We start from the raw sequence: 24,955 nt of genomic DNA on the forward strand, positions 1-24,955 counted from the left end.
ACGCGACGGTCGCACGCGCCGAGTCAGTCCCCGCGAAGCTCCTCGACGTGGTCGATCCGCCGCCGGACGAGGTCGGCCGTGCCGATGTCGTGACGCACGTGCAGGCCCTCCTCGCCGGCGACCGCGAGGGCGTCCTCGGCGATTTCCTCGGCCTCGGTGATCGAGTCGGCGACGCCGACGACGGCGAACGACCGCGAGGTCGTCGTGTAGATGCCGTCGTCGCGCTCGTCGACGCTGGCGTAGAAGAGCAGGGCGTCGCCGGCGCTCTCTCGCGGCTCGTCGCCGCTCGAATCGTCCGTGGCGCGGGCCGCCCGCGCCACGCTCTCCTCGTCCACCTCGACTTTCGCCCCAGCCGTCGGGTCCGTCGGGTACCCCTCGGGGACCGCGTACTTGCAGACCGTCGCCATCGGGGCGAACTCGGGTTCGGGCAGGGGGTCGCCCTCGCGGGCGGCGACGAGCACGTCGAGGAAGTCCGTTTCGAGGACGGGCAGGGTGTTCATCGCCTCGGGGTCGCCAAAGCGGGCGTTGAACTCGACGACCTTCGGCCCCTCGGCGGTGAGCATGAACTGGCCGTAGAGGATGCCGCGGTAGCCGTCGAGCGCGTCCACGGTGGCCTCGATTATCTCGACGGCCGCCTCGTAGTCGGCCGCGGTCATGAAAGGCAGTTCGCGCGCGGCGTCGCTGTACGAGCCCATGCCGCCGGTGTTGGGCCCCTCGTCGCCCTCGTAGGCGCGCTTGTGGTCCTGGACGGCCGGCGCCGTGCGGACCTCGCCGTTTGCGACGAACGCCTGCACCGTGAACTCCTCGCCGACCAGCCGCTCCTCCAGGACGAGCCGGTCGTAGCCCGACTCGCGGATGTACGCCTTGCCCTCCTCGGCGGTGACCTGATCGCCGATCACCTTCACGCCCTTGCCGCCGGTGAGGCCGGCGGGTTTGATCGCGAGGTCGCCGTCGTACGCGTCGACGTACTCGCAGGCGGCCTCGGGGTCGTCGAAGACCGCGAAGTCCGGACAGCCGGGGACGTCGTGTTCGGCCATGAACTCCCGCTGGAAGGACTTGTCCGTCTCGATGCGGGCCTCGGCCCGTCGCGGGCCGAACGCGTAGATGTCCGCGTCTTCGAGCGCGTCGACGACGCCCGCCGCGAGCGGCGCCTCGGGGCCGACGACCGCGAGGGTCGCCTCGATCGCCTCGGCGTAGTCGACGACCGCCTCCGGGTCCGTCGTCTCGACCGTCTCGAACTCCGCGGCGAGTCGGGCGATGCCGGGGTTGCGGTTGCCCGCGCAGGCGTACAGCTCCGCCTCGCCGTCGCCGCCGGCGAGCGCCCGCGCGATGGCGTGTTCGCGCCCGCCCCCGCCGATCAGTAGCACGCGTTCGCGCATGGTCGGTATCGGAACGCACGAAAGTGTAAACCTTGCTGTTTCTCTACCCGAGGGTGTACACGTTCGTGGGTAGGCGTGCGGGCGGCGCGGCCGGCGCCGGTCCGAGCGAGCGATCCCCTACGGCTCGCAGACGATCGCTTCGACCGGCTCGGTCGGCCGGAGCGTGATCACGGGCCGAAGCGAGAGTTCGCTGGCGAGCGGTTCGAGGTCCCACCGCGGGGCGAGCGTCGCGAGGACGACCTGCGCCTCGACGGTCGCGAACCGGTGGCCGAGGCAGTGACGCGGCCCGCCGCCGAACGGGAAGTAGGCGTACTCCGGGCGGTCGGGGTCGTCGTCGAGCCAGCGTTCGGGCCGGAACGACTCGGGGTCGTCCCACCAGCGACCGTCGCGGTGGACGATCCACTGGGGCAGGAACACCGGCTCCCCGGCCGGGACGACGTAGCCGTCGAACGTCACGTCCTCGGTCGGCTCCCGGGCGGTGGCGTGGGTCGGCGGGTACAGCCGCAGCGCCTCGGAGACGACCGCCCCCGTGTACTCGAGGTCGGACAGGTCCGCCAGGGTCGGCGGCTCGCCGTCGAGGGCGTCGAGTTCCTCGCGAAGCCGCGCCGCCGCGTCCGGGTTCGTGCCGAGCAGGTGCCACGCGTAGGTCAGCGCCAGCGCGGTGGTGTCGTGGCCCGCAGCCAGCAGCGTGACGACCTCGTCGCGGACCCCCTCGTCGGACATCCCCTCGCCGCGCTCGTCCTCGGCGACGAGCAGCGTCGAGAGCAGGTCGTCGCGGTCGGCCGCCGTCTCGCGTCGGGACTCGATCAGCGCGGAGACGATCTCGTCGAGGCGCTCGCGCCCGCGCTCGAACCGCCGGTTCGCCGGCGTCGGGAGCCAGCCGGGCAGCCACATGTTCGCCCCCTCGAACCGGCCCATCGCCATCGTGAACGCCTCGCGGATCTCCGCTTCGAGCGCGCCGAGGTCGGTGCCGAACAGCGACCGGACGAGGACCGAGAGGGTGAGCCGGCGCATCTCCTCGGTGACGTCGATCGTCTCCCCGCGTTCCCACTCCTCGGCCGTCGCCGCGGCGCGCTCGCCCATGATCTCGGCGTAGGTCGCGATCCGGTCGGGCCGGAACGCCGGCTGCATCCGCGTGCGCTGTCGCCGCCAGTACTCGCCGTCGCTCACGACCAGCCCGTTCCCGAAGAGCGGTTCCAGCCGCCCCTGTCCCAGTTCGGCCTTGCGGAACCGGTGGTCCTCGGTGACGAGCACCCGCTCGACGTGCTCGGGGTGGACGAGCATGTGCGAGTCGGCCGTGCCGACGTTCGTCGCCACCACGTCGCCGTACTCCTCGGCGCAGCGCTCGACGAACCCCAGCGGGTCGCGCAGGTACCGGTGGAGGTTCCCGACGGCCGGCAGTCCGTCCGGGCCGGGCGCCCGACGGCCGATCTCGCCTCGCGCGTCGGGGGTGGCGTCGGAGGCCATCGGTCGACGCTCCGACGGCCAGGTCCATTGCGTTTTCCGTGGCATCCCCCGGCCCCCGCCCGCGGCCACCGACGTCCTCGCGAACTGGGAGGGTCGGCGCCGCTTTATTGCCGTCCGGCCCCTCCGGTCGGACGTGCCCCGGTCCGGGGCGGTGCCACGAATGACAGGAAGAGTCGTTATCAGCGAGACGCCGTTCGTCGACGTCGACTACCAGCGCGAACGCCTCGACGGCGCGACCGTCGAGGTCCGGGACACGCACACGGAGGGGGCCGTCCGCGAGGCGGCGGCCGACGCCGACGCGCTGATCGTCGACGTGCACACGCCGGTGACCGCGGACGCGCTGGCGAGCGCGGATCGGCTGCGGCTTGTCGCCCGCGCCGGGACCGGCTACGACAACGTCGACGTGAACGCGGCCGCCGAGCACGGGATCATCGTCACGAACGTCCCCGAGTACTGTACCGACGAGGTCGCGAGCCACGCGTTCGGGCTGTTGCTGGCGTGTCGCCGGCGCATCCCGGCGTACGACCGCGAGGTCCGGGACGGCGGGTGGGACTGGCGGACCGACCGCCCGATCCGCCGCGTCGCGGGGTCGACGCTGGGGCTGATCTCGTTCGGCGCCATCGCGCGCCGGGTCGCCGACTACGCCTCCGGGTTCGACATGGAGGTGATCGTCTACGACCCGTACGTCGACGAGGCGATCGTCGAGGGCTACGGCGGCCGCCTCGTCGAGTTCGACGAACTGTTCGAGGCGGCCGACGCCGTCTCCGTCCACGCCCCGCTGACCCCCGAGACGCGGGGGCTGATCGGCGCCGGCGAGTTCGCCCGCCTGCCCGACCACGCCGTCCTCGTCAACGTCGGCCGGGGCGGGATCGTCGACGAGGACGCGCTGGCCGAGGCGCTTCGCGAGGGCGACATCGCGGCCGCCGGCCTCGACGTTCTGGAGGAGGAGCCCCCGGAGGAGACGCCGCTTCGGGGCCTCGAAGACGTCGTCCTCACGCCACACGCCGGCTGGTACTCGACGGAGGCCCGCGCGGACCTCAACCGGACGCTCGCCCGACAGGTCGAGCGGACGCTCGCCGGCGAACGTCCCGAACACGCGATCGAACCGGACGCCTGGACCTGACGCACCGGCGGCGACCGCCGGTCGCGCCCGTCCCCGTCGGCAGGGACACGCGTCGCGGGCGTCGTGAGGTGCGAGGTCGGCCGAGAGGGTCGCGGGAGACGTGGTCTCAGGCGATCGAGGGGTCGGCGAGGGTCTTCCGGAGCGCGATGGCCATCTCCTCGAACGGGTCCATCTCGATCCCGTCGCTGGTGACGAGGACGCCCCGGTCGCCGACGATGACGCGACTGACGAAGCCGTCGGAGAAGACGCGGACGGTGAACTCGTACTCGCCGATGTCGGGTTCGACGTTCGGTTCGGTCGCGAGGCTCTCGTAGGTCTCCACGTCGGCGAAGCCGACGCGTTCGTTCTCGACGAACGCGCCTTTCGCCTCGCGGACCGCGTCTTCGTCGCCCGCGTAGAGGTCGGCCCGGACGTACAGCAACTCGAAGTCGTCGGGCGTGAAGTAGACGACCGACCTGAGCGAGTCGCCGACCGTTACCCGGGCCGTATTTACGATCGTTTCCGCGAAGTCGTCGGTGACGAGGTCCGCCATAGCAGTCCCCGTAGGTCCCCGAGCGGCATCAACTCGCGCGCTAACGGGACCGGTCGATTCCGGTGTTGCTTTTGTGCCGGCCCCCGAACGGACCCACGATGCGACAGTACCTCGACCTCGTCGACGCGGTCCTCTCGGGGGGCGCCTACAAGCCGAACCGGACCGGCGTCGACACGATTTCGTCGTTCAGCCGGCACTACGAGGTCGATCTGGGGGAGGGATACCCCCTGCTGACGACCAAGAAGATGGACGGCTACCGGTGGAACTCGATGATCCACGAACTGTGCTGGTACCTCTCGGGCGAGGAGCACGTCAGGAACCTGCGCGAGGAGACGAAGATCTGGGACGCCTGGGCCGACGAGGAGGGGCGCCTCGACACCGCCTACGGCCGCTTCTGGCGCCGGTTCCCGATCCCGGAGGGCGAGGCGCGCCTCGACGGCGAGTCCTGGCCCGACGCCGGCCACCGGTGGGTGACCGAGGAGGCCGACGGTCGGCAGACGTTCGACCAGTTACGGTACGTGATCGACACGCTCTCGGACGCGCCGAACTCCCGGCGACTCGTCGTCGACGCGTGGCACCCCGCCAACGCCGCCGTCTCGACGCTGCCGCCGTGTCACTACACCTTCGTCTTCAACGTCCAGGGGGATCGGCTCAACTGCCACCTCACCCAGCGCTCGGGCGACGTCGCGCTCGGGATTCCGTTCAACATCGCGGCCTACGCCCTCCTGACGAAAGTCGTCGCACAGCAGACCGGCTTCGAACCCGGGGCGTTCGCACACACCGTCGTCGACGCCCACGTCTACTGCGGCCGCGGCGAGCGCGGCGCGTGGTACGCCGGGAACCTCGGTCGGCTCCAGTCGCGACTCGCCGACGTCGACGACCGCGAGGGGTACCGGGAGGTCCGCGACTGGCTCGAAGCCGAGGCGCCGCCGGAGGCCGACGGCGACGAGCACCTCGACCACGTCCCGAACCTGCTCGAACAGCTCTCGCGCGAGCCCGGGCCCCGCCCCCGCCTCGAACTCGCGGACGTCTCCGTCGACGAGTTGCGCGCCGACGACGTCGAACTGGTCGACTACGAGGCCCACGACGGCCTGGAGTTCGCGGTCGCCGAATGAGCGCGCCCGACCGGGGTCCGGAGACCGACCTCGAACTCGTCGGCATCGTCGCCGTCGCCGACAACGGCGTCATCGGCCGCGACGGCGAGATGCCGTGGCACCTCCCCGCGGACCTGCGTCGCTTCAGGGAGGCGACGACCGGCCACCCCGTGATCCTCGGCCGGGTCACCTACGAGAGCATCCGCGACGACCTCGGCGAACCGCTCCCCGGACGGACGTCGGTGGTCCTCACGAGCCGCGACGTCGAGACGCCCGAGAACGTCGTCCTCGCCCGCGATATCGAGTCGGCGGTCCGCGCCGCGGAGGCGGCCGCCGAGGAGCGCCACGGCGGGGTCGACCGCGCGTTCGTCGCCGGCGGCGCGACGGTGTACGAGGCGTTCCTCCCCGCGCTCGACCGCCTGCTCGTCACCGAGGTCCACGACGACCCCGACGGCGACACCCGGTTCCCCGACCGGGACCGCGAGGCGTGGCGCGAGGTCGACCGTGACGAGCGCGACGGCTTCGCGTTCGTCGAGTACGTCCGCGGCGAGCCGTCGTGATGGACGACCTCGAACGACGGCTTTCGGACGCGCTCGGCTCGCGGCCCGAGCGCGCCGTCGAACTGCACGGCGGGATGATCGGCTCGGTCCGCCGGGTCGACCTCGACGACGGGCGGACGGTCGTCGCGAAGACGGGCGAGACGCCGCTGGAGCCGGAGGCGTTCATGCTCCGGTACCTCCGCGAGGAGAGCGATCTGCCCGTCCCCGCCGTCTACCACGCCGACGACGACCTGCTGGTCATCGAGTACGTCCCCGGGTCGACGGACCACTCTCCCGCGGTCGCCCGCGACGCCGCGGCCCACCTCGCCGCGCTCCACGGGGTCGAGGGACCGGCGTTCGGCTTCCCCCGGGACACCCTCACCGGTCCCGTGTGCCAGCCGAACCCGTGGACCGACTCGTGGGTCGAGTTCTTCCGCGATCACAGGGTCCGCCACGTCGCGTCGCTGGCGGCCGACGACGGAGCGCTCCCCGCGGCCCTCGCGGAGCGCGTCGACGCGCTCGCGGACGACCTCGACGCGCTGCTCGTGGAACCGGACGCGCCGTCGCTGATCCACGGCGACGTCTGGACGACGAACGTCCTCTCGCGCGACGGGCGCGTGACGGCGTTTCTCGACCCGGCGACCTACTACGCCCACCCGGAGGTCGAACTCGCGTACGTCGACTGGACCGACACGTTCGGCCGGGCGTTCTTCGAGGCCTACGGCGACCGGCACGAGGTCGCCGACGGCTTCTTCGACCGCCGGCGGTACGTCTACCGGCTCTACCCGCTGCTCGTCCACGTCCACCTCTTCGGCGGCCGGTACGTCGAGGAACTCGACCGGACGCTCGACCGACTGGGGTACTGACCCTCTCGCGTGTCTCCGGCGACGACACAATCACGGATTTGGGGCCGGTCCGGCGGCGGGACCACCTCGCCGGCCCCGCTCGGCGGGGCGGCGTGACCCCCGTAAACGGCTCGTTCCGGGGCCGTCAGATCCCCACGGCGACGACCGACGGATCGTCGCGCCGTGGGCCGAATCGAACGGTTCGGCGGCGTCGCGCCCGCGCCGGCTCCCGAAACGATGGCGGTCACTTATGCGACGAGTACCGCAACGGCCGGACGCCCCGAGGGGGTGATCTGACGTGAGAGACATGACAGGAACTGACCGAACGGACGAAACGAGACGACGAACGCTCGGCGCGGCCGGCGGCCTCGCCGCCGGCGCACTCGCGACGGGAACCGCGGCCGCGCGGACCCGGCAGGACACCGAAGGGCGGGTACTGGTCTTCTCGGGCAACTACTTCCCGAGCGCCGACTTCGAGGTCATCGGCGAACTCCAGGTGTCGGCGGCGATCGACATTCTGCGGGTCGACGGCGAGGAGGTGTCCGAAATCTCCGACCCCACCGACTGGACCACGTACATCATCCGCTACGACATGAACGGGGAGGACGTCGCGGGCGTCACGACGTTCCTCTTCAGCGAGGACGTCGACCTCGACGAGGGCGACACGGCGACGCTCTCGTCCGATTCGTCGATGTACAGCCCCGATCTGAACCTCCTCGAGACCGAACTCGGCGACGACGCCGACGTCGGCGACGACGAGGACGAAGACGACGAGGACGAAGACGACTTCGCCGCGGACGACGAGGACGACGACTTCGACGCCGACAACGAGACGGACGACGGGGTGAGCGACGTCGAGCACGTCGCCGAGGCCGCTCCCTGCGACGACGGCGAGCAGTACGACTGGTGCCAGTAGACTCACTGGCGCCGACACCTCCGTTCTACTCCGGCGCGGTCGAGACGACGCTCGTTCGCCTCCGCGGGCGCACGAGCGGTCGAGCAGGCGGACCGTGAAGCGACTGCTCGTACGGGAGACGGTCAGCGATTCGGACCCGTCTTCGACGCTCGTCGTCGGGCGAACTGTCCGAGGAAAGCACCTGTTTTCGTGAACGAAACTCCGACCGAGAGCCCGCGAAACCGCGACATACCTCCGAGACGCGCGTTCGAGGCGTCGTGCTCGATCCGCGAGTGATCCTCCGACGCGACGTGTCCGCTCCGAGTACTGTCAGCGCCGGATCGACGTCCCGGCGGCGGACGCGTGCCGCGTCGAGCGCCGTTCCGACGGATAAACGACCATTTCTGCCGGCCGGTCTCCGCGCCGAGTGTTCTGCGGGCATTCGTCCCACAGAGGCTCCGAAACCCGAATTTTCTGGAGGTATCGTTCCGTAGAAGGTGAAACGATCGGCGTCACTTATACGAAAATTCCATCAACGGTAGTGTGCCCCGAACAGGGGATACCGAGTGAGAGACATGACAGACGAAACCTACGACAACGGACCATCGGGCGACTCGCGACGCTCGTTCATGAAGAAGGGCGCGCTCGCCGCGAGTGCCGTCGCCTTCGGTGCGGGGGCGACGGCCGGCACGGCCGCCGCCCAGGACGACGGCGACGTGCTGGCGTTCTCGTACGACTACTTCCCGGGCGCGGACTTCGAAGTCCTCGCCGTGATGGAACAGAGTACGACGAACAGCGTGCTGCGCGTCGACGACGAGGAAGTGGACGAGATCGACGACCCCTCCGACTGGGACGGCCACGTCATCCGCTACGACATGGGCGGCGACACCGCCGGCGTCACGACGTTCCTCTTCAGCGAGGACGGCCTCAGCGAGGGCGACAGCGGGACCCTCGGCGAGGACGCCCGGATGTTCAGCGACGACCTGAACCTCCTCGAGGTGTCGCTCGACGGTAACGGCGGCAACGGCGGCGACGACGAGGACGAGGAGGACGACGAGGAGATGGAAGAGGACGACGAGGAGATGGACGACAACGAGACCGAGGGCAACGAGACCGCGTAAGCGGACGATCCCGCCACGGCGCTGATCTTCCTTTCCTCTCGCGGTCGGCGAGCGGGGAGCGACTGGAGCGTCGATCGCACGTGCGCCGCCGTCCGGCCGCTCCGGCGGCGACGAACCGTCCCGAAAAACTGTGCTTACGACCGAACCGTTCACCGTTCCCGAGAGAAGGTTGTCGTAACGTGCTGTAACGATCGACTTCGCTTATACGAAAACTCCACCAACACCTTCTCGCCCCGAACAGGGGATACCGAGTGAGAGACATGACAGACGAAACCTACGACAACGAACCGGTCGACGACTCGAAGGGTTCGCTCGCGAAGAAAGGCGCCGTCGCCGGCGCCGCCGGCCTCGCGGCGCTCGGAGCGAGCGGCTCGGCCGCCGCGCAGGACGGCGACGAGGTGCTGGTGTTCTCGAGCAACTATTTCCCGGGCGCGGACTTCGAGATCATCGCCGAGTTGGATCGGACGACGACGGACAACGTGCTGGTCGTCGACGACGAGGAAGTCGACGAGATCTCCGACCCCACCGACTGGAACGGGTACGTCCTCCGCTACGACATGAACGACTCGGCGGGCGTCACGACGTTCCTCTTCACGGAGGAGAGCCTGGACGAGGGGGACACCGGGTCGCTCGGCGAGGACACCCAGATGTTCAGCGCCGACCTGAACCTGCTCAGCAGCGACCTCGACTGATCGGCCGGTCGGTTCCCCGGTGGACCCGGTCGCTCGCGACCCCGCCCCGGTCGCTCCGCTGACCGACGTTTCGTCCCTCCGTCCGCGCCCGTCGACGGGCGTCGTCACGGTAGATCGAGACGTATCGCCGGCAACGCCAGTCGCGTCGACGGAACGAATCGCGCGGGCGACGCCGAGGCGAAGTCCCCCCGCGTCCCTGTGCCTTTTAGCCGCCACCGCGCCTAGCGGGTCACATGGATTCTCCCACGCGGCGCAACCGACTCGACGAGGAGGAGAGCCCCTACCTGCGCCAGCACGCGGACAACCCGGTGAACTGGCAACCCTGGGACGAGACCGCCCTCGAAGCGGCCCGCGAGCGCGACGTCCCCATCTTCCTCTCGATCGGCTACTCGGCGTGTCACTGGTGTCACGTCATGGAGGAGGAGAGTTTCGCCGACGAGGACGTCGCCGAGGTGCTAAACGAGCACTTCGTCCCGATCAAGGTCGACCGGGAGGAGCGACCGGACGTCGACAGCGTCTACATGACCGTCTGCCAACTCGTCACGGGCAGCGGCGGCTGGCCGCTGTCGGCGTGGCTCACCCCCGAGGGGAAGCCGTTCTACGTCGGCACCTACTTCCCGAAGGAGGCAAAGCGGGGCCAGCCGGGCTTTCTCGACCTCTGTAGTCGAATCGCGGCGTCGTGGTCGGACCCGGACGACCGCGAGGAGATGGCGAACCGCGCCGACCAGTGGACCCGGGCCGCGAAGGATCGGCTGGAGGAGACGCCGGACTCGGTGCGCGCGAGCGAGCCCCCCTCCAGCGACGTGCTGGAGTCGGCCGCCGACGCCGCCCTCCGGAGCGCCGACCGGGAGTACGGCGGCTTCGGGAGCGGCGGGCCGAAGTTCCCCCAGCCCGCCCGCCTGCTGGTGCTCTGTCGCGCCTTCGACCGGACGGGCCGGGACGCGTACCTCGACGTCGTCCGCGAGACGCTCGACGCGATGGCCGCCGGCGGGCTCTACGACCACGTCGGCGGCGGCTTCCACCGCTACTGCGTCGACCGCGACTGGACGGTCCCCCACTTCGAGAAGATGCTCTACGACAACGCCGAACTCCCGCGGGCGTACCTCGCGGGCTACCAGCTTACCGGGGACGACCGCTACGCCGAGGTCGTCCGCGACGCGCTGGCGTTCGTCGAGCGCGAGTTGACCCACGAGGAGGGCGGCTTCTTCAGCACGCTCGACGCCCAGAGCGAGGACCCCGGGACCGGCGAGCGCGAGGAGGGCGCCTTCTACGTCTGGACGCCGGCGGCGGTCGACGCGGTCCTCGAAGACGCCCTCGACGCCGACCTCGTCCGCGCCCGGTTCGGGATCACCGAGTCGGGGAACTTCGAGGGGGAGACGGTTCCGAACGTCGACGCCTCGATCCCCGACCTCGCCGCGGAGTTCGACCTCGACGAGGCCGACGTCGAGCGCCGCCTCGAAGACGCCCGCGAACGGCTGTTCGAGGCCCGCGAGGATCGTCCCCGGCCGAACCGCGACGAGAAGGTACTCGCGGGGTGGAACGGGCTGACGATCGCCGCCTTCGCCGAGGCCGCGCTGGTGCTGGGCGAGGACGCCTACGCCGAGACGGCCGTCGACGCCCTCGAGTTCGTCCGCGAGCGGCTGTGGGACGCCGAATCGGGGCGGCTCTTCCGGCGGTACAAGGACGGGGACGTCGCCGTCGACGGCTACCTCGAGGACTACGCCTTCCTCGCCCGCGGGGCGCTGGGCTGTTACGAGGCGACGGGCGAGGTCGACCACCTCGGGTTCGCCCTCGACCTCGCCCGGGGCATCGAGTCCGAGTTCTGGGACGCCGACCGGGGGACCCTCTACTTCACGCCCGCCAGCGGCGAGTCCCTCGTCACCCGGCCCCAGGAACTCGGCGACCAGTCGACGCCAGCCTCGGCGGGCGTCGCCGTCGAGGTCCTGCTCGCACTCGACGGCGTCGCCGACGAGGACTTCGAGGGGATCGCCGAGGCCGTCCTCGAAACGCACGCGAACCGCCTCGAAGCGAGCCCCCTCGAACACGGCACGCTCTGTCTGGCCGCGGACCGCCTCGAGTCGGGGGCGCTCGAAGTGACGGTCGCCGCCGAGACGGTGCCCGACGACTGGCGCGAGGCGTTCGCCACGCGGTACGTCCCCGACAGGCTGCTCGCCCGGCGGCCGCCGACCGACGAGGAACTCGCGGACTGGCTCGACGCGCTCGGCCTCGACGAGGCGCCGCCGATCTGGGCCGGCCGGGAGGCCCGCGACGGCGAACCGACGCTGTACGTCTGTCGCGGCCGGACGTGCTCGCCGCCGACCCACGACGCGGCCGCGGCGATCGAGTGGCTCGGCGGGGAGGGCGGCGAGGACGTTCCGTTCTAGGGGTCAGGCCGTCCCGAGCGCCGACTCGATCTCCTCGGCGAGGTAGACCGCCGGCGGGCGGTCCTCGCTCTCGACGAAGCGGGCGACCTCGGTTCCGTCGTCGTCCTCGACGACGATCGTCGGGATGTACTCGACGCCGTACTCGTCGACCCCGGGGCCCTGCTTGTCCCGATCGACCGCGAACTCCTCGATCCGGTCGTCGGGGACGCCGGCGGCTTCGAGCGCGGCGCCGAAGTCGGGGAGCAACGCGCGGCAGTCCTTGCACCAGTCGCCGCCCCAGACGAGGTACCGGAGGTCCTCGCGGCGGGCGGCGAGCGCGTCGACGGTCTCCTCGTAGGCCGCGCCGTCCCACGTCGGGTTCGGGCGCATGGTTTCGAGCGTCATGGCTTCGCGTTGCGCCGCGAGCGCCTTAACCGCCCCGCTCGCGAGGGGCGCGAAAAACGGGCCGCTGGCCGATATCCCCGCCGGTCGAGCGGTCGCAGTGGCAGTGAGTTTCGGTGGTGTGTCGGCCGACCGACCGGGATACGAGTACGCTTCCTCGTCGGGGTACCTTATTATGAACCACATAACCCGCAGGCGACCGGATCGCCGGCACGAACTGTCGGTATCCGCCACGGGTTTACGTGTTCGCTCCCTACGGAGTCGCGATGAAGGGAAGTATCCTGGACACCATCGGGTCCCCGCTCGTCCAGGTGGACTCGCCGGACGGTGCGACCGTCGCCGCCAAGGTCGAGTCGTTCAACCCCGGCGGGTCGGCCAAGGACCGGCCGGCGCAGGCGATGGTCCGCGCGGCCGAGCGCGAGGGGGTGCTCGAACCCGGCGACCGGATCGTCGAACCGACCAGCGGCAACACCGGGATCGGCCTCGCGCTCGTCTGTGCCGCCCGGGACTACGACCTCACGATCGTGATGCCAGCCTCGAAGTCCGAGGAGCGACGGCGCATCATGCGCGCCTACGGCGCCGACCTCGAACTCGTCGACGGCGACATGGAGACCGCCCGCGCCCGCGCCGACGAACTCGAGGCCGAGGGCGCGGTCCAGCTCGGCCAGTTCGAGAACCCCGCAAACCCCGAGGCCCACTACCGGACGACCGGCGAGGAGATCGTCGAACAGGTCGGCGACCGCGAGGTCGACGCCTTCGTCGCCGGCGTCGGCACCGGCGGGACGCTCTCGGGGGTCGGCCGCCGCCTGCGCGAGGAGTTCCCCGACGTGGAGATCGTCGCCGTCGAACCGGCGCGCAACGCCGTCCTCTCGACCGGCGAGGCCGGCGAGGACGGCTTCCAGGGAATGGGGCCCGGCTTCGTCAGCGAGAACCTCGACGTCGACCTGATCGACTCGGTCGAGACGGTGCGACTGGAGGACGCCGAGGCGGAGTGTCGCCGCCTCGCCCGCGAGGAGGGCGTCCTCGTCGGCCAGTCCAGCGGCGCGACGAGCATCGTCGCCCGGCGGGTCGCCGAGCGCATCGCCGACCCCGACCGCGAGTGTCCGGCGGTTCCCGACGCGTTCGAGGCGGCCCCGCCCGCGGAGTCCGACGGCGGCGAGGTCGACGACTGCCCGCTGGTCGTCACCGTCTTCTGGGACAGCGGCGAGCGCTACCTCTCGACCGGGCTGTTCGACTAATTCTACCGGACGACCGTTACTCCGCGAGAGCACGCTCGTCGACGCCGTCGCGTCGAACGAAGTCGCTCGCGCGGGTCACGCCCGGGCGAGGAACGCGCCGAGGACCTCGTTGAACCGTTCGGGTCGCTCCCGGGGGGTCCAGTGGCCGCAGTCTTCGAGGATCGCGAGGTCGGCGTCCGGGATCCGCTCGGCCGCCCGCTCGGCCCAGCGGGCGGGAAACAGCGGGTCCTCGGCGCCGTGGACGAGCAGCGTCGGCGCCGACAGCGACCCGAGGTCGTCGGCGTAGTTGGTGACGGCCGTCCCGTCGGGCGCGAGTTCGTTTCGCTGGAACGCCTCGAACGCCCGCCCGGCGCCCGGCTGGCTCGCTCGCGACCGGACGTCCTCGACGAACCCGTGTGACAGGGCGGCCGGATCGGCGACGACGTTCCCGAGGCCGATCCGGGCCGCCGCGGTCGAGACGCCCAGCGCCGACCAGGCCGCGGCGTTCGCCCCCGGGACGTACGCGGCGGCCCTCCAGAACGGGCCGACCGGAATATCGCCGCCCAGCCCGTAACTGTCGACCAGCGCCAGCCGATTCACCCGGTCGGGACGGTCCAGCGCGAAGCCGAGCGCGGCCGCCCCGCCCATCGAGATGCCCGCGAGCGACGGGGCGTCGAGGCCGACGGCGTCGAGAAAGCCCCCGAGGAGTTCGACGTAGCTCTCGGTCGAGTGGACGACGCCGTCGGCGCTGTCGCCGTAGCCCGGCCAGTCGGGGGCGTACACCCGGTGGTCGTCGGCGAGGTGGTCGATGGCGTGGCGCCACGAGAGGGTCGCGTCGTCGACGCCGCCGCCGTGGAGCAGGACGACCGGCGGGCCGTCGGTCCCCGCCCGCCGGTAGGCGATCCGCACGCCGTCGACCGTCGCGACGCCGGTCCCGCTCACGGCGAGAACTCCTCCTCGGTGAGCCTGACGACGAGCGTCTCGTCGACGTCCCGGAGGTCGTACTCGGGGACCTCGCCGTCGGTCCGGCGGACGTACAGCGGTTCGACGAGGCGGTCAGCGGCGGTCGTCCCGGCCGCGGCGGCGTCCGCGTCGTCGGCGTCGGCGTCGGACTCGGCGTCCGCGTCGCCGTCGGGATCGATCGGCTCCGCCGCCTCGACGCCGTACACCTTCAGGAACTCGGCGGTCTCCTCGGGTTCGACCTCGCCGTTTCGCAGCGCCACGGCGAGGTCCCGCGAGAGCCACTCGCCCTCGGTGACGCTCGGTTCCTGCACGATCGCCTCGTCGACGAACCGGACGAGGTACCACTGGAGGTCGTTGAGCAGCGAGACCGCGGCGCCGACGCTGACCGTGCGAACCGCGAGCGCGTTCTCGAACGGCCGTTCGAGGTCGTAGGTCGACAGCGCCTCGCGGGAGGTCTCCCGCGAGAGCAACTCGTACCGGACGTTCACCTCGGGGGAGCCGATGAGACAGACGCGGGTCACTGATGGGTGGTGCGTGCGCTCCGTATTGGTGGTTTCGCCTCCCGGCCGAGGGAGTCGTCACTCCGAGCGCCCCTCGGCCGAGCGCGCTTCGTCGCCGGGCCGGGGCTGTAGCTGGCGAACCAGATTCAGGTGCATGAGGTGCAGGTGCATCCCGATCCCGTAGAGGAGGAGCCCCATGCCGACGAAGATGAGCGGGAGGAGCATCGATTCGATCGCCTGCGAGGCGCTGTCGAGGTTCGCCGGGAGGACGCCGCCGAGCGCCAGGAGGAACGCGCTCAGGATGACGAGGAACCCGGCGCGGACGGCGCGGGAGTAGGTTCCGACCTCTCGGAGTCGATCCTCGATCTCGTCTTCGGTGGGAGTCGGTCGTTCGCGAGCCATAGTCGCGTACACACCAGTAGTGAGAGGTCGTGCGGATAACCGTTCAGTTTGCAGACTCGCGTGACGGGGATCGAGGGTCGGTTCGCCCGAGAAGGAGCGACCCGGGAAGCGCGCCGAACCGCTATCAGGGCTCGACCCGCGTCGCGTTCGCGGCCGCCTCGTCGGCGCGGTCGAACAGGTCGTCCGGTTCGACGTCGAGCAGTCGATCGAGGCGGGCGTTGGTCTCCGCGCGGTCGGGTGCGGCGCGGTTACAGCCGGCGTCGATCGTCGAGTCGGTGAAGGTACCGATCTCGCGGGCGGTGGCGACGATGTCCTGTTTGTCGTGGGTCAAAAGCGGCCGGTGGATCGGCAGGTCGGCGGCGCGGCTGGTCACCCCGAGGTTCTGGGCGGTCTGGCTCGACTTCTGGCCGACGGCCTCGCCGGTGACGATGCCGCTCGCGTCCTCGCGCTCGGCGATGCGCTCGGCGATCCGGTAGAAGAAGCGCCGAAGCGAGAGCATCCGCCCCTCCTCCATCGTCTCGACGAGCAGGGCGACCGTCTCGCCGCCGGGGACGCGGTAGACGCGAGTGTCGAAGTTGGGGGCGTACCGCGCGAGCGTCCGCACGGTCTCCATCGCGCGCGCCTCGTGGTCGATGCCGCCGTAGTCGCCGAGGGAGACGTAGACCGGGATCACCGGCGAGCCGCGTCTCATCATCTCGTAGGCCGCGACGGGGGAGTCGATGCCGCCGCTGACCAGCGCGACGACCGGCGCCTGCGAGCCCAGCGGGAGCCCGCCCGGCCCCGGGACGGTGTCGAGGTAGACGTACGCCGCGTCCTCGCGGATCTCGACGCCGAAGGTGAGGTCGGGGTCGTCGAGGTCGACCTCGGGGTCGAACTCGTCCTCGACGGCGTTCCAGACGGCGTCGCCGCCGCCGACGGCGACGTCCTCGCTGGTGAACGGCAGCGACTTGTCGGCGCGGTTGACGTCGACGGCGAAGCTCCCGCCGCGGTACCGCTCCCGGGCGGTCGCGTCGAGGGCGTCGTAGATCGCCGCCTCCTCGGGGGCGACCCGGCGGGCGGCGCTGGCGGAGACGACGCCGAAGGTGTCCGCGGCGGTCGCCGTCGCCTCCTCGACCGCCTCCTCGGTCGTGTGGATCAGCGGCCGGTTCCAGCGCTTCTCGACCTCGCCGGGAACCGAGCGGTCCGCCAGCAGCGCCTCGAGGTTCTCCAGCAGGCGGTCCACCATGTACCGCTTGACGGTGGCGCTTTTCGTGTTGAGGTCCCCGTGGCGGACGAGGACGGTGTCGGCTCCCGGCGGATGCATGGACGGGGATAGACGGTTACACCTATAAGGGGATTACGAGCCAGCGGTCGCGACGTCGGCGCTTACGGCCGGCCGGTTAGAGGATCGACTCGTCGACGGTCGGACTCAGACTGCCCGTGTGGGCGTAGACGCCCGTGACGAGGACCGCACCGGCGACCACCGCGATGGTCGCGCTCGCGGCGTACATCGCCCCGAAGCCGACGGCCTCGACCAGCGGCAGCGAGACCATCGGTCCGAGGCCGCCGCCGACGTCCCCGAGGACGTTGTTGGTCCCCATCGCCCGCCCCATCCGCTCTTCGGGGGTGAGGTCGGCAAGCAGGGCGGTCAGCGGGCCGCCGACGCCGCCCTGCCCGGCGCCGACGAGGGCGCAGGCGGCGACGACGACCGGGAACGACGGCGCGAGCGCGAGCACGACGAAGCCGACGCAGTTGGTCGCGAGGAAGAAGACGAGCACGGGGACCCGCGCCCCGACGGTGTCGCTCGCGGCGCCACCCGAGATGGTGAAGATCGACCCCGCGAGCACCGTCACCGCCATCAGCATCCCCGAGGTGCCCTTCGGGCCGAACGCGACGGCGTAGCCGAGGACGTCGGTCGAGATGGTGAGCGCCTCGCGTTCGAGGTAGAGCACGAGCGTCGAGAACAGCACGCCGACGTACGCGAAGTAGAGCCCGAAGTTGACCAGCCCGACGGTGAGCGCGGGCGTCGTCAACTCGAGGTCCCACGGCGAGACCGACCTGTCGGCCGCCTCGACGTGGGTCTCCGGGACGACGAAGTAGGCGACGACACTCGCCAGCGCGGCGAAGGCGGCCGCGAGGACGAACGCGACGGCGTTCCCGTACTGCTCGCCGACGATTCCCCCGAGGACGAGGCCGACGGGAAAGCCGAAGGTGATCCCCGCGCGGACGACCCCCATGCTGGTGCCCCGCGAGTCGGCCTCGCTGACGTCGGCGGTGATCGTGTACGCCGTCGCGAAGACGAGCGCGCTCCCGAGCCCCCAGAGCACGCGCGCCAGCAGGAACCAGAACTCGGGGGCGCCCGGCAGGACCGCGACCTCGTCGGCGACGAGCGCGACGACGTAGCCGAACGTCGCGACGCCCTCGACCGCCAGTCCGACGACGAACGGCGTCCGGGTGCCGACGCGGTCGATGAGGACGCCCGCCGGGGCGTTCGCGACCAGCCGCGTCCAGCGGTTCGCCGCGAGGATGAGCCCCACCATGAACGCCGAGATGCCCAGAAACTCCCCGAGGGTCGGCAGGATCGGGAAGATGACCCCGCCGCCGAAGCCGACGAAGAAGGTGCTCGCGACGACGGCGAGGACGACGCTTCGGGGACTGGCGCTCGAATCCGGCACTGGCGATCGCTCCGAGGTGTTTCGATTCGTAACGGCGATACCGGACGGGCGCTCTTGGCTCTTCCGGAGTCGCGAAACGGTGCCGGTCCGACGCGAGGAAGGGGAGACCGGCGACCGCGACTCAGAAGGTCGTCAGGTCGCCCTCGATGACCCGGCGGGTGACGTCGGTGACGGTCGCGAGGCGCTCGTCGGCGATGGCCGTGACCTCGGCCTCGACGTCCGAGAGTTCGACGCCGTCCTCGGTGACGACGTGGATGTCGGCGACGTGGGGTCGGTCGATCGGACGGCCGATCTGGCTGAGCAGTCGGACGCGCAGGTCGCGGATGCCGTCGACCTCGCCGACGACCTCCTCGGCGATCTCCGTCGAGAGCAGGTTGTAGATCTTGCCGATGTGATTCACGGGGTTCTTGCCGCTGGTTGCCTCCATCGACATCGAGCGGTTGGGCGTGATGAGGCCGTTGGCGCGGTTACCCCGGCCGACGGAGCCGTCGTCGCCCTGCTCGGCGGAGGTGCCCGTGACGGTGAGGTAGATCGACCCCTGCTCGACGTCGTCGGCGGTGTTGACGTGGACGTTCACCTCGCGGTCGGTGTAGTCGGCGGCGACCTCGGCGACGTACTCGCGGACCGACTCGACGGCGTCGACGTAGGCGTCCATGTCGGGGACGTACTCGTCGACCATCGCCGCGGCGACGGTGACGTCGATCGTATCGCCCTCGCGTTTGCCCATGATCTTCACGTCCGGCCCGAGGTAGGGGTTCTCGGCGGCGAACTCACCGTTGAGTCGCCGTTCGGCGTTCAGGACGATCTCCTCGGTCTCCGAGAGGGGGGCGTGGCCGACGCCGAAACTCGTGTCGTTGGCCATCGGTACCTGCACCTCGTCCTCCCCGAAGACCTCCTGGAGGTCGCCGCTTCCCTCGCCGAGTTTCACGTCGACGACGACGTCCTCGCCGAACTCGAGTTGGGGAATCTCGGATTCGAGGTACTCGCGGGCGGCCGTCAGGGCGATCCGCTCGGTGGGGATCGTCTGGCCCTCGTAGTGTTTGGTGGCGCGGCCGACGATCAGCACGTAGATGGGGTCGACGACCTCGCCGCCGCCGAACGCGGGGGCGGCCTCGCCCGCGACGAGTTGCGTCTCGTCGGTGTTGAAGTGCAACACCTTTCCGACGCGGTCGATGTACTCGCGGGCGAGCGCCCCGGCGACGCTCTCGGCGATCCCGTCGCAGATCGAGTCCGGGTGACCGATCCCTTTCCGTTCGACGATCTCTACCTCCTGATCCTCGACGGCTCGGCGATCGATCGGCTCGACCCTGATGTTCCGCTCGCTCATTGCCGGACGTTCAGCCGGGGTCGTTCTATAACTTGCGAAAACTTTGCCGTCCCGGAAGATACGCTCCAGTAATGTCGCCGGTCACTCGGCGAGCGACAGTTCGAGGTACGAGGTCCGGATCCCGTCCGCGGGGTCGAGTCCCAGCCGTTCGAGGACCGCCGCCGCGCCCTCACGGACGGCGTCGAGGTCGTCCGCCTCGGCGGCGGCCTCTACCTCGACGAACTCGCCGACGCCGTCGACCGAGTCGACGACGACCGCGTAGCCGTCGAGGCCGTAGCGCTCGCGCTCCTTGCGGACCGTCGCGGCGGGCTCGAAGCCGAGGTGGCCGAGGATGGTCGCCAGTTTCTCGCCGTCGGCGACGCGCGTCTCGACCTCCTCGCGGGTCTTCGTGGCGTCGTCGACCAGCGGCCCCTTGTAGGTCACGCGGGTCTCCGGGTCGGCTCCCTCCTCGTCGACCGCCACCTCCTCGCGGATCCGCAACGCCTCGTCGGTCTCCGGGAACGACCGGTGGGGGGCGTCGTAGTAGGTGTCCTCCTGGACGACCGTCCCGCGGCGGTCGGCCCCGAGTTCGTCGAGCCTGTCTCGGACCCGGTCGGGGTCCGCGGGCACCTTCAGTTCGACCTCGTACATGGGCGGGTCGAGGGGCGGCGCGCTCAAGAAAGGGTCGCTCTCGACCGTGTGGAAACGCATCCCTTAAATGTAGACGGCGGGACGTACCACGTATGACCGAGGATCAGGAGGCCGATCTCGAGGAGCAGGCCGATGACGTCGAAGCGGAGACCGAAGACGCAGACGCCGACGGGCTTCAGGTCGGCGACTTCGTCGAGATCGCCTACACCGCACGCACCGTCGACGGCGACCAACTGGTCGACACGACCGACCCCGAGGTCGCCGAGGAGGAGGGCGTCGACGCCGACCGCGAGTTCGCCCCCCGGACGATCGTTCTCGGCGAGGGCCACATCTTCGAGGCCGTCGAGGACGAACTCGTCGGCACCGAGGTCGGGACCGAGGGCACCGTCACCATCCCCGCCGAGGACGCCTTCGGCGAGTACGACCCCGACGCGGTCGAGACCGTCAGCGCCGAGAAGATCGACGAGGACGACCGCTACCCCGGCGCACACGTCCACCTCGACAACCGCCACGGCTACGTGAACACCATCGTCGGCGGCCGCGCCCGCATCGACTTCAACCACCCGCTGGCCGGCGAGGACGTCGAGTACGAGTTCGAGGTCCTCGACGAGGTCGACGACCGCGAGCAGCAGGCCGCCGGCCTGTTCGAGATGTACCTCGACGTCGAACCCGAACTCCACATCGAGACCGACGAGGTCGAAGAGGAGGTTCCCGTCGAGGCCGACGACGGGGACGACGAGGACAGCGAGACTCCGGAGGAGTCTCGTGAAGGCGGCGAAGCCGCCGACGCCGAACCCGAGTTCGAGACCCAGACCGTCGAGAAGGAGACGCTGTACGTCGAGTCGACGCCGCAGTTGACGATGAACCAGCAGTGGATGTTCTCCAAGCAGCAGATCGCCCAGGACGTCATCGACAAGGTCGGCGTCGACCGCGTCATCGTCCAGGAGGTCATCGACGGCATGGGCGGCATGGGCATGGGCATGGGCGGCATGATGGGCGGCATGGGTGGCGCCGGTGGCGCCGGCGGCGCCGACCTCGAAGCCGCGCTCGAAGACGCCGACGTCGACGCCGACGAGATCGTCGAGGAACTCGAAGGCGACCTCGACGAGGAGTAAGACGGCTCGCGGACGTTCTCTCCCGGTTCGAACGGACGGCGGACGGCGAGCCGTCGCGCCGTCAGGCGATGTCGCGGCTCGTGTCGATCTCGACCCGCTCGGAGAGTTCCAGCTTGATGGTCTCGTTTGGCCCGCCGCCGACGCGGTACTTCGGGATCGAGAGGTGGTTCTCGATCTCCGTCCCCTCCACGTTCGTCCGGAGGTCGAAGACGGCGTCGGCGAGGTGTTCGGTTCGCGTCCTGTTCTCGGGTTCTGCCCGCCCCTTCAGGCAGTGCAAGAGGGCGATGCTACCCGTCTCGACCATCCGCGCTTTGAGGGCGTTCAGGAACTCGACGTAGGCGTCGGTGGAGGCACGTTCCAGGACGTCCATCGTGTCGATGATCAGGTTCGCCCCGTCCGGAAGGGCGCCGATGAGCCGCGTCGTCTCCTCCAGCGGGTCGTCGGCGTCGATGTGCCTGACCGTCGGGCTGCCGACCTGTGCCTGCGTCGCCGCGAACGAGTGCTCGATGACGTCCTTCGAGCGCTCCGTCGAGACGTAGAGCGTCCCGCGCGCGGCGGTCAACTCGTAGAGCAACAGCTCCGACTGGCTGGCCGGTTCGGCGGTGTACGCGACCACACAGCCCGGTGGCAGCCCGCCGTCGAGTTTCCGGTCCAACACGTCGATTCCCGTCTTCAACCGACCCGCCATGCGGTTACAACTGATTGCAACAGCCCCTGCATAACTCTTTGCTTTGCGGTCGGCCGTGAAGGAATCGAACGCGTTCCGGACCGCAAATCCGGTGAGCGGCGACGAAACGCCGGGAACGTCCCCGCGGATCGGCGCGGCCCGCCGGCCCAGCGCCGGACGACTCGCGCGGGTTCCGCGAGCGCCCGAACCGACCGGTCGGCGAGTCAGTCGCCGACGGTGATCGTTCACGGCGCCCAGAATGCCTAAGTACGGAGACGGTGAAGTGTCGAACGGACATGTCGCGCACCGTTAAAGTCATCATCGCCCTGGCAGTTATCGCTCTCCTGTGGAAGACCTTCTCCGGCGACTCGTCGGAGGTCGAAGTGGAGTACGAACCCGCGACCGTGGAGTGAGAAACCGAACGGCTTACTCCGTCGAGGCCGTACCGGCGGCCATGTACGGCGTCGTCACGCGAAACGCCGAGGAACTCGACTGGCCGGAGTTCGATCTGGGATTCTACGAAGTCAAGGACGTCACCGGCAGGTCCGCCGAACCCCAGCCGAACGCGGTTAACATGATCTCCTGTTTCGGGGACAACGCGGCCGCCGACGCCGACCCCTCGCTCGTCCCCGTCGACGACGCGGGCAACCGGGCCACCCGCGAGCAACCCTACTTCGACTGGGCGTACGTCTGCCCCTCCCGCGAGGAGTACCGCGAGGGGTTGCTCGAAATCGTCGACGACTGCGTCGCCGCGAACGAGGACGTCCGCCTCGACGACGTCGGCTTCCCCCGGGCGGAGTACTGCCGCTGTGAGGTCTGCGAGGAACGGTTCGCCGAGAGCGAGTACGACGACCGCTTCGCGTGGCGCGCGAGCGTGATTACCGAGTTCGTCGAGGAGGCCGTCGACCGGATTCCGGGAAAGACCTACTTCACCCTCTACCCCGACCCGTACCCCGGCCACCTCTACGAGCGCGCCGGCCTCGACCTCGAAGCGCTCGACGGACTCGTCGACGAGTTCGTCGTGCCGCTGTACGACACGGCCTACGGGACGACCTACTGGCTGGAGACGATCGCCGCCGGCTTCGAGAGCGCCCTCGAGACGCCGTTCAGCGTCGAACTGTACGCGGTGAACGTCGACGTCGACGACCTGATCCGCGCGACCGAGGTCGCCGACGCCTACGGCGAGCACGTCCTCTTCGGCTACGAGGCCGGCAACGCGCGGGCGGTGCTGCGCCGACTGCACGCGGACCGACGCGAGGGGGTCACCCACGGCGACCCCGACGGGTGACGGTCGTTACCGCCGCGAAACGAGGGCATTCCCGCGGTAGCGATCGATTTGTCTCCCCACGCCGTCGGCGGGTTCTCCGGTCCCGGCCGTTTCGAACGGTTGGTGGCGGGCTTCGGGGACGCAACTGCCGCCGGCTTTATCCGGCTCTCGGTGGCCGTCGGTGACGACCGGGGACGCGGCGTCCTCGAGAGGTGAGTCTCATGGACGACCGACAGTCTACCTTCCAGCAACGGACGGCCGATCAGGGACAGCGCGCGCTCCAGCAGGCGATCGAACTCCAGCGAAACGCCGCCAGAATGACGCTGAGCGCGCTCGAGTGGCAGGACACGACCCAGCGACAGGGAATCGAGTTCACGAAGTCGCTCCTGCGCAACTACCTGCAGGGCGTCGAGTCGATCGCACCCGAGATGGGACGCGCGATGCAGGAGGGGATGGGCGGGCCGATGGCGGCCCAGCAGGAGATGATCGAGGGGATGGAGCGTGGAATGCAAGGCGTCGCGGGCGGCCAGCGGGGGTCGATGGGCCCCGAACGCGGCCGCGGCGGCGAGTTCGGCGGGTTCGAGACCGGGCCCGGCGGGGGTCGGGGGTACGAGGAGGCCGGCCGGCGGCGGTCCCGCGAGTCCGGGTGGGAGTCGCCGGATCGCCGCCAGTCCGGGCGAATGGGCCCCGGATCGGAGCCGCCGGAGCGAGGCCCGGAGTTCGCGGGCGGCGAAAGCGGCTACGGGCGGACGCAACCGCCCTACGAGCAGGGCGAAAGCCGGCGGAACGAACCGGAGTACCGACGATCCGAGGGGCAGACGGGTGCCCCCCGCTCCGGCGGGACCGGGTCGCCGTACGGGCAGCCCTCGCGCGAACCCGACCGGCGGAGCCGCGAGTACGAGCGGCCGGGCGGCGAGCGGGAGCGGGAGCGAGAGCGAGAGCAGCCGATGCCCCGACGGGACCGCGGGTCCGGCGACCGCCGGCGCGAACCCGAGAGCGGCCGGGGCGAGGAGAGCGGGGGCGACCGCGAGCGTGGCCTGCGGTCCGAAGCGGACGTCGAAGACGAGTCGCGACAGGGCGGCGCGCCGAGTCGGAATCGGGGGAGTCGGTCCCCCGAGTGAACGCGGGCGGCGTCAGAAGCGGTCGCGGCGCCACGCGAGGAGGTCCTCGCGGTCGCGGGTGTCCGCGGGGAGCGTCTCGAACCAGCGCGCCGCGGAGATTTCGCCGTCCGGGTCGTCGACCTCGGGGTCGGTGGTCTCCGCGCGCGCCTCGAAGATCGGGAGGACCCCCCACGTGCGGTAGCCGCGCGTTTCGAGGTCGATCCGGGTGAGAATCGCCAGACCGTCGTAGCTGACATCGACGCCGGCCTCCTCGGCGAGTTCGCGGCGCGCACCCTCCAGTGCGGACTCGTGGCGGTCGAGGCGGCCGCCGGGGAGGACCCACATGTCGACGCCCTCGTGGCGGACGAGGAGCACCTCCCCGGTTGGCCGGTAGACGATCGTGTGCGCGCCGTAGGGGGTGCCGCTCTCGCGGATGCGCTCGACGAGCGCGCTGAACCGCCGCCTCGATACCTGCTTGCTGCGTTCGCGTTCGAGGAACTCCTCGTCGCGTCCCTCCAGTCGGCGGTAGAGGTCCGCGGCGCGGCGGGTGGCCTGATCGGCCCGGAGCGTCAGTTCGTCGACCGACATCGGTAACGCGACGGGCGGTGGTCGTCCGACGGAGACGAAGACGGAGCGCGGTTCCGGGCGACGCGATTCATAC

General features: G+C 70.4%; 25 protein-coding genes. 12 read left to right on the forward strand and 13 right to left on the reverse strand.

The window, feature by feature from the left end:
* Window positions 1-23 precede the first annotated feature (23 nt).
* Together purD and NKG98_RS02210 are read right to left on the reverse strand one after the other, a co-directional pair.
* A complete protein-coding gene (purD, locus tag NKG98_RS02205; protein WP_254768111.1) occupies window positions 24-1,379 on the reverse strand; it encodes a phosphoribosylamine--glycine ligase in 1,356 nt (451 codons plus the stop codon).
* A 117-nt stretch (window positions 1,380-1,496) separates the two neighbouring features.
* Window positions 1,497-2,846: a cytochrome P450 gene (locus tag NKG98_RS02210; RefSeq protein WP_254768112.1), complete on the reverse strand. Its 1,350-nt coding sequence runs from the start codon at window positions 2,844-2,846 to the stop codon at window positions 1,497-1,499.
* Between the two features lie 160 nt (window positions 2,847-3,006).
* Between NKG98_RS02210 and NKG98_RS02215 the strand changes: the two genes are divergently transcribed.
* Entirely contained in the window at window positions 3,007-3,969 is a 963-nt protein-coding gene (locus NKG98_RS02215; protein ID WP_254768113.1) for a C-terminal binding protein, read from the forward strand.
* Window positions 3,970-4,075: 106 nt separating this feature from the next.
* Here NKG98_RS02215 and NKG98_RS02220 read toward each other — a convergent pair whose 3' ends face one another.
* Window positions 4,076-4,501: a DUF7522 family protein gene (locus NKG98_RS02220; RefSeq protein ID WP_254768114.1), complete on the reverse strand. Its 426-nt coding sequence runs from the start codon at window positions 4,499-4,501 to the stop codon at window positions 4,076-4,078.
* Window positions 4,502-4,599: 98 nt separating this feature from the next.
* Here NKG98_RS02220 and thyA point away from each other — a divergent pair, with 98 nt between their 5' ends.
* The 7 genes from thyA (at window position 4,600) to NKG98_RS02255 (ending at window position 12,071) form a co-directional block, all read left to right on the forward strand.
* Entirely contained in the window at window positions 4,600-5,616 is a 1,017-nt protein-coding gene (thyA, locus tag NKG98_RS02225) for a thymidylate synthase (protein WP_254768115.1), read from the forward strand.
* The gene (locus NKG98_RS02230; RefSeq protein ID WP_254768116.1) at window positions 5,613-6,155 is read left to right on the forward strand and encodes a dihydrofolate reductase; all 543 of its coding nucleotides are present in this window, start codon (window positions 5,613-5,615) and stop codon (window positions 6,153-6,155) included. Before thyA ends, NKG98_RS02230 begins: the two co-directional genes overlap by 4 nt.
* Entirely contained in the window at window positions 6,155-7,000 is an 846-nt protein-coding gene (locus NKG98_RS02235; protein WP_254768117.1) for a fructosamine kinase family protein, read from the forward strand. The genes NKG98_RS02230 and NKG98_RS02235 overlap by 1 nt, the downstream gene beginning before the upstream one ends.
* A gap of 286 nt (window positions 7,001-7,286) precedes the next feature.
* Window positions 7,287-7,895: a calcium-binding protein gene (locus NKG98_RS02240; RefSeq protein ID WP_254768118.1), complete on the forward strand. Its 609-nt coding sequence runs from the start codon at window positions 7,287-7,289 to the stop codon at window positions 7,893-7,895.
* Window positions 7,896-8,449: 554 nt separating this feature from the next.
* On the forward strand, window positions 8,450-8,995 hold the full coding sequence (locus tag NKG98_RS02245) for a calcium-binding protein (protein WP_254768119.1): 546 nt from the start codon (window positions 8,450-8,452) through the stop codon (window positions 8,993-8,995).
* Between the two features lie 260 nt (window positions 8,996-9,255).
* Entirely contained in the window at window positions 9,256-9,687 is a 432-nt protein-coding gene (locus NKG98_RS02250; RefSeq protein WP_254768120.1) for a calcium-binding protein, read from the forward strand.
* A gap of 233 nt (window positions 9,688-9,920) precedes the next feature.
* A complete protein-coding gene (locus tag NKG98_RS02255) occupies window positions 9,921-12,071 on the forward strand; it encodes a thioredoxin domain-containing protein (protein WP_254768121.1) in 2,151 nt (716 codons plus the stop codon).
* A gap of 3 nt (window positions 12,072-12,074) precedes the next feature.
* Here NKG98_RS02255 and NKG98_RS02260 read toward each other — a convergent pair whose 3' ends face one another.
* Window positions 12,075-12,455, reverse strand: coding sequence for a TlpA family protein disulfide reductase (locus NKG98_RS02260; protein ID WP_254768122.1), 381 nt, complete (start codon window positions 12,453-12,455; stop codon window positions 12,075-12,077).
* 263 nt (window positions 12,456-12,718) lie between these two features.
* Here NKG98_RS02260 and NKG98_RS02265 point away from each other — a divergent pair, with 263 nt between their 5' ends.
* Complete coding sequence (locus NKG98_RS02265; protein WP_254768123.1) at window positions 12,719-13,690, forward strand: PLP-dependent cysteine synthase family protein; 972 nt, start codon at window positions 12,719-12,721, stop codon at window positions 13,688-13,690.
* Window positions 13,691-13,765: 75 nt separating this feature from the next.
* Here the strand turns inward: NKG98_RS02265 and NKG98_RS02270 are convergent, their stop codons facing one another.
* From NKG98_RS02270 to cyaB, 7 genes are all read right to left on the reverse strand, one after another.
* Window positions 13,766-14,611, reverse strand: coding sequence for an alpha/beta fold hydrolase (locus NKG98_RS02270; protein ID WP_254768124.1), 846 nt, complete (start codon window positions 14,609-14,611; stop codon window positions 13,766-13,768).
* Window positions 14,608-15,153 (reverse strand): DUF5804 family protein, encoded by a 546-nt coding sequence (locus NKG98_RS02275; RefSeq protein ID WP_254768125.1) that lies wholly within the window; start codon window positions 15,151-15,153, stop codon window positions 14,608-14,610. The genes NKG98_RS02270 and NKG98_RS02275 overlap by 4 nt, the downstream gene beginning before the upstream one ends.
* Window positions 15,154-15,210: 57 nt before the next feature.
* Window positions 15,211-15,534 (reverse strand): hypothetical protein, encoded by a 324-nt coding sequence (locus NKG98_RS02280; protein WP_254768126.1) that lies wholly within the window; start codon window positions 15,532-15,534, stop codon window positions 15,211-15,213.
* Between the two features lie 124 nt (window positions 15,535-15,658).
* Window positions 15,659-16,837, reverse strand: coding sequence for a tRNA sulfurtransferase (locus NKG98_RS02285; protein ID WP_254768127.1), 1,179 nt, complete (start codon window positions 16,835-16,837; stop codon window positions 15,659-15,661).
* A 76-nt stretch (window positions 16,838-16,913) separates the two neighbouring features.
* Complete coding sequence (locus NKG98_RS02290; protein WP_254768128.1) at window positions 16,914-18,188, reverse strand: MFS transporter; 1,275 nt, start codon at window positions 18,186-18,188, stop codon at window positions 16,914-16,916.
* Between the two features lie 121 nt (window positions 18,189-18,309).
* Window positions 18,310-19,515, reverse strand: coding sequence for a methionine adenosyltransferase (locus NKG98_RS02295; RefSeq protein WP_254768129.1), 1,206 nt, complete (start codon window positions 19,513-19,515; stop codon window positions 18,310-18,312).
* Between the two features lie 81 nt (window positions 19,516-19,596).
* Window positions 19,597-20,145, reverse strand: coding sequence for a class IV adenylate cyclase (gene cyaB / locus NKG98_RS02300; RefSeq protein ID WP_254768130.1), 549 nt, complete (start codon window positions 20,143-20,145; stop codon window positions 19,597-19,599).
* Between the two features lie 92 nt (window positions 20,146-20,237).
* Here cyaB and NKG98_RS02305 point away from each other — a divergent pair, with 92 nt between their 5' ends.
* Window positions 20,238-21,260 carry an FKBP-type peptidyl-prolyl cis-trans isomerase gene (locus NKG98_RS02305; protein WP_254768131.1) on the forward strand — a complete coding sequence of 341 codons (1,023 nt, stop codon included), beginning with the start codon at window positions 20,238-20,240 and terminating at the stop codon, window positions 21,258-21,260.
* Between the two features lie 61 nt (window positions 21,261-21,321).
* Here NKG98_RS02305 and NKG98_RS02310 read toward each other — a convergent pair whose 3' ends face one another.
* Window positions 21,322-21,948 (reverse strand): RAD55 family ATPase, encoded by a 627-nt coding sequence (locus NKG98_RS02310; RefSeq protein ID WP_254768132.1) that lies wholly within the window; start codon window positions 21,946-21,948, stop codon window positions 21,322-21,324.
* A 433-nt stretch (window positions 21,949-22,381) separates the two neighbouring features.
* Between NKG98_RS02310 and NKG98_RS02315 the strand changes: the two genes are divergently transcribed.
* On the forward strand, window positions 22,382-23,215 hold the full coding sequence (locus NKG98_RS02315) for a hypothetical protein (RefSeq protein ID WP_254768133.1): 834 nt from the start codon (window positions 22,382-22,384) through the stop codon (window positions 23,213-23,215).
* 200 nt (window positions 23,216-23,415) lie between these two features.
* Window positions 23,416-24,315, forward strand: a complete 900-nt coding sequence (locus NKG98_RS02320) for a hypothetical protein (RefSeq protein WP_254768134.1) — start codon at window positions 23,416-23,418, stop codon at window positions 24,313-24,315.
* Window positions 24,316-24,327: 12 nt separating this feature from the next.
* On the opposite strand, the gene NKG98_RS02325 is transcribed toward NKG98_RS02320, so the two are convergent.
* The gene (locus NKG98_RS02325) at window positions 24,328-24,882 is read right to left on the reverse strand and encodes an NUDIX hydrolase (protein ID WP_254768135.1); all 555 of its coding nucleotides are present in this window, start codon (window positions 24,880-24,882) and stop codon (window positions 24,328-24,330) included.
* Window positions 24,883-24,955: the final 73 nt, after the last annotated feature.

The sequence above is a fragment of the Salinilacihabitans rarus genome, assembly GCF_024296665.1.
GTDB lineage: Archaea > Halobacteriota > Halobacteria > Halobacteriales > Natrialbaceae > Salinilacihabitans > Salinilacihabitans rarus.

Bases quoted from the DNA above. Each gene is read 5' to 3' on its own strand.
- purD (WP_254768111.1), bottom strand. From the start codon at position 1,379: ATGCGCGAACGCGTGCTACTGATCGGCGGGGGCGGGCGCGAACACGCC.
- NKG98_RS02210 (WP_254768112.1), bottom strand. From the start codon at position 2,846: ATGGCCTCCGACGCCACCCCCGACGCGCGAGGCGAGATCGGCCGTCGG.
- NKG98_RS02215 (WP_254768113.1), top strand. From the start codon at position 3,007: ATGACAGGAAGAGTCGTTATCAGCGAGACGCCGTTCGTCGACGTCGAC.
- NKG98_RS02220 (WP_254768114.1), bottom strand. From the start codon at position 4,501: ATGGCGGACCTCGTCACCGACGACTTCGCGGAAACGATCGTAAATACG.
- thyA (WP_254768115.1), top strand. From the start codon at position 4,600: ATGCGACAGTACCTCGACCTCGTCGACGCGGTCCTCTCGGGGGGCGCC.
- NKG98_RS02230 (WP_254768116.1), top strand. From the start codon at position 5,613: ATGAGCGCGCCCGACCGGGGTCCGGAGACCGACCTCGAACTCGTCGGC.
- NKG98_RS02235 (WP_254768117.1), top strand. From the start codon at position 6,155: ATGGACGACCTCGAACGACGGCTTTCGGACGCGCTCGGCTCGCGGCCC.
- NKG98_RS02240 (WP_254768118.1), top strand. From the start codon at position 7,287: ATGACAGGAACTGACCGAACGGACGAAACGAGACGACGAACGCTCGGC.
- NKG98_RS02245 (WP_254768119.1), top strand. From the start codon at position 8,450: ATGACAGACGAAACCTACGACAACGGACCATCGGGCGACTCGCGACGC.
- NKG98_RS02250 (WP_254768120.1), top strand. From the start codon at position 9,256: ATGACAGACGAAACCTACGACAACGAACCGGTCGACGACTCGAAGGGT.
- NKG98_RS02255 (WP_254768121.1), top strand. From the start codon at position 9,921: ATGGATTCTCCCACGCGGCGCAACCGACTCGACGAGGAGGAGAGCCCC.
- NKG98_RS02260 (WP_254768122.1), bottom strand. From the start codon at position 12,455: ATGACGCTCGAAACCATGCGCCCGAACCCGACGTGGGACGGCGCGGCC.
- NKG98_RS02265 (WP_254768123.1), top strand. From the start codon at position 12,719: ATGAAGGGAAGTATCCTGGACACCATCGGGTCCCCGCTCGTCCAGGTG.
- NKG98_RS02280 (WP_254768126.1), bottom strand. From the start codon at position 15,534: ATGGCTCGCGAACGACCGACTCCCACCGAAGACGAGATCGAGGATCGA.
- NKG98_RS02285 (WP_254768127.1), bottom strand. From the start codon at position 16,837: ATGCATCCGCCGGGAGCCGACACCGTCCTCGTCCGCCACGGGGACCTC.
- NKG98_RS02295 (WP_254768129.1), bottom strand. From the start codon at position 19,515: ATGAGCGAGCGGAACATCAGGGTCGAGCCGATCGATCGCCGAGCCGTC.
- cyaB (WP_254768130.1), bottom strand. From the start codon at position 20,145: ATGTACGAGGTCGAACTGAAGGTGCCCGCGGACCCCGACCGGGTCCGA.
- NKG98_RS02305 (WP_254768131.1), top strand. From the start codon at position 20,238: ATGACCGAGGATCAGGAGGCCGATCTCGAGGAGCAGGCCGATGACGTC.
- NKG98_RS02310 (WP_254768132.1), bottom strand. From the start codon at position 21,948: ATGGCGGGTCGGTTGAAGACGGGAATCGACGTGTTGGACCGGAAACTC.
- NKG98_RS02315 (WP_254768133.1), top strand. From the start codon at position 22,382: ATGTACGGCGTCGTCACGCGAAACGCCGAGGAACTCGACTGGCCGGAG.
- NKG98_RS02320 (WP_254768134.1), top strand. From the start codon at position 23,416: ATGGACGACCGACAGTCTACCTTCCAGCAACGGACGGCCGATCAGGGA.
- NKG98_RS02325 (WP_254768135.1), bottom strand. From the start codon at position 24,882: ATGTCGGTCGACGAACTGACGCTCCGGGCCGATCAGGCCACCCGCCGC.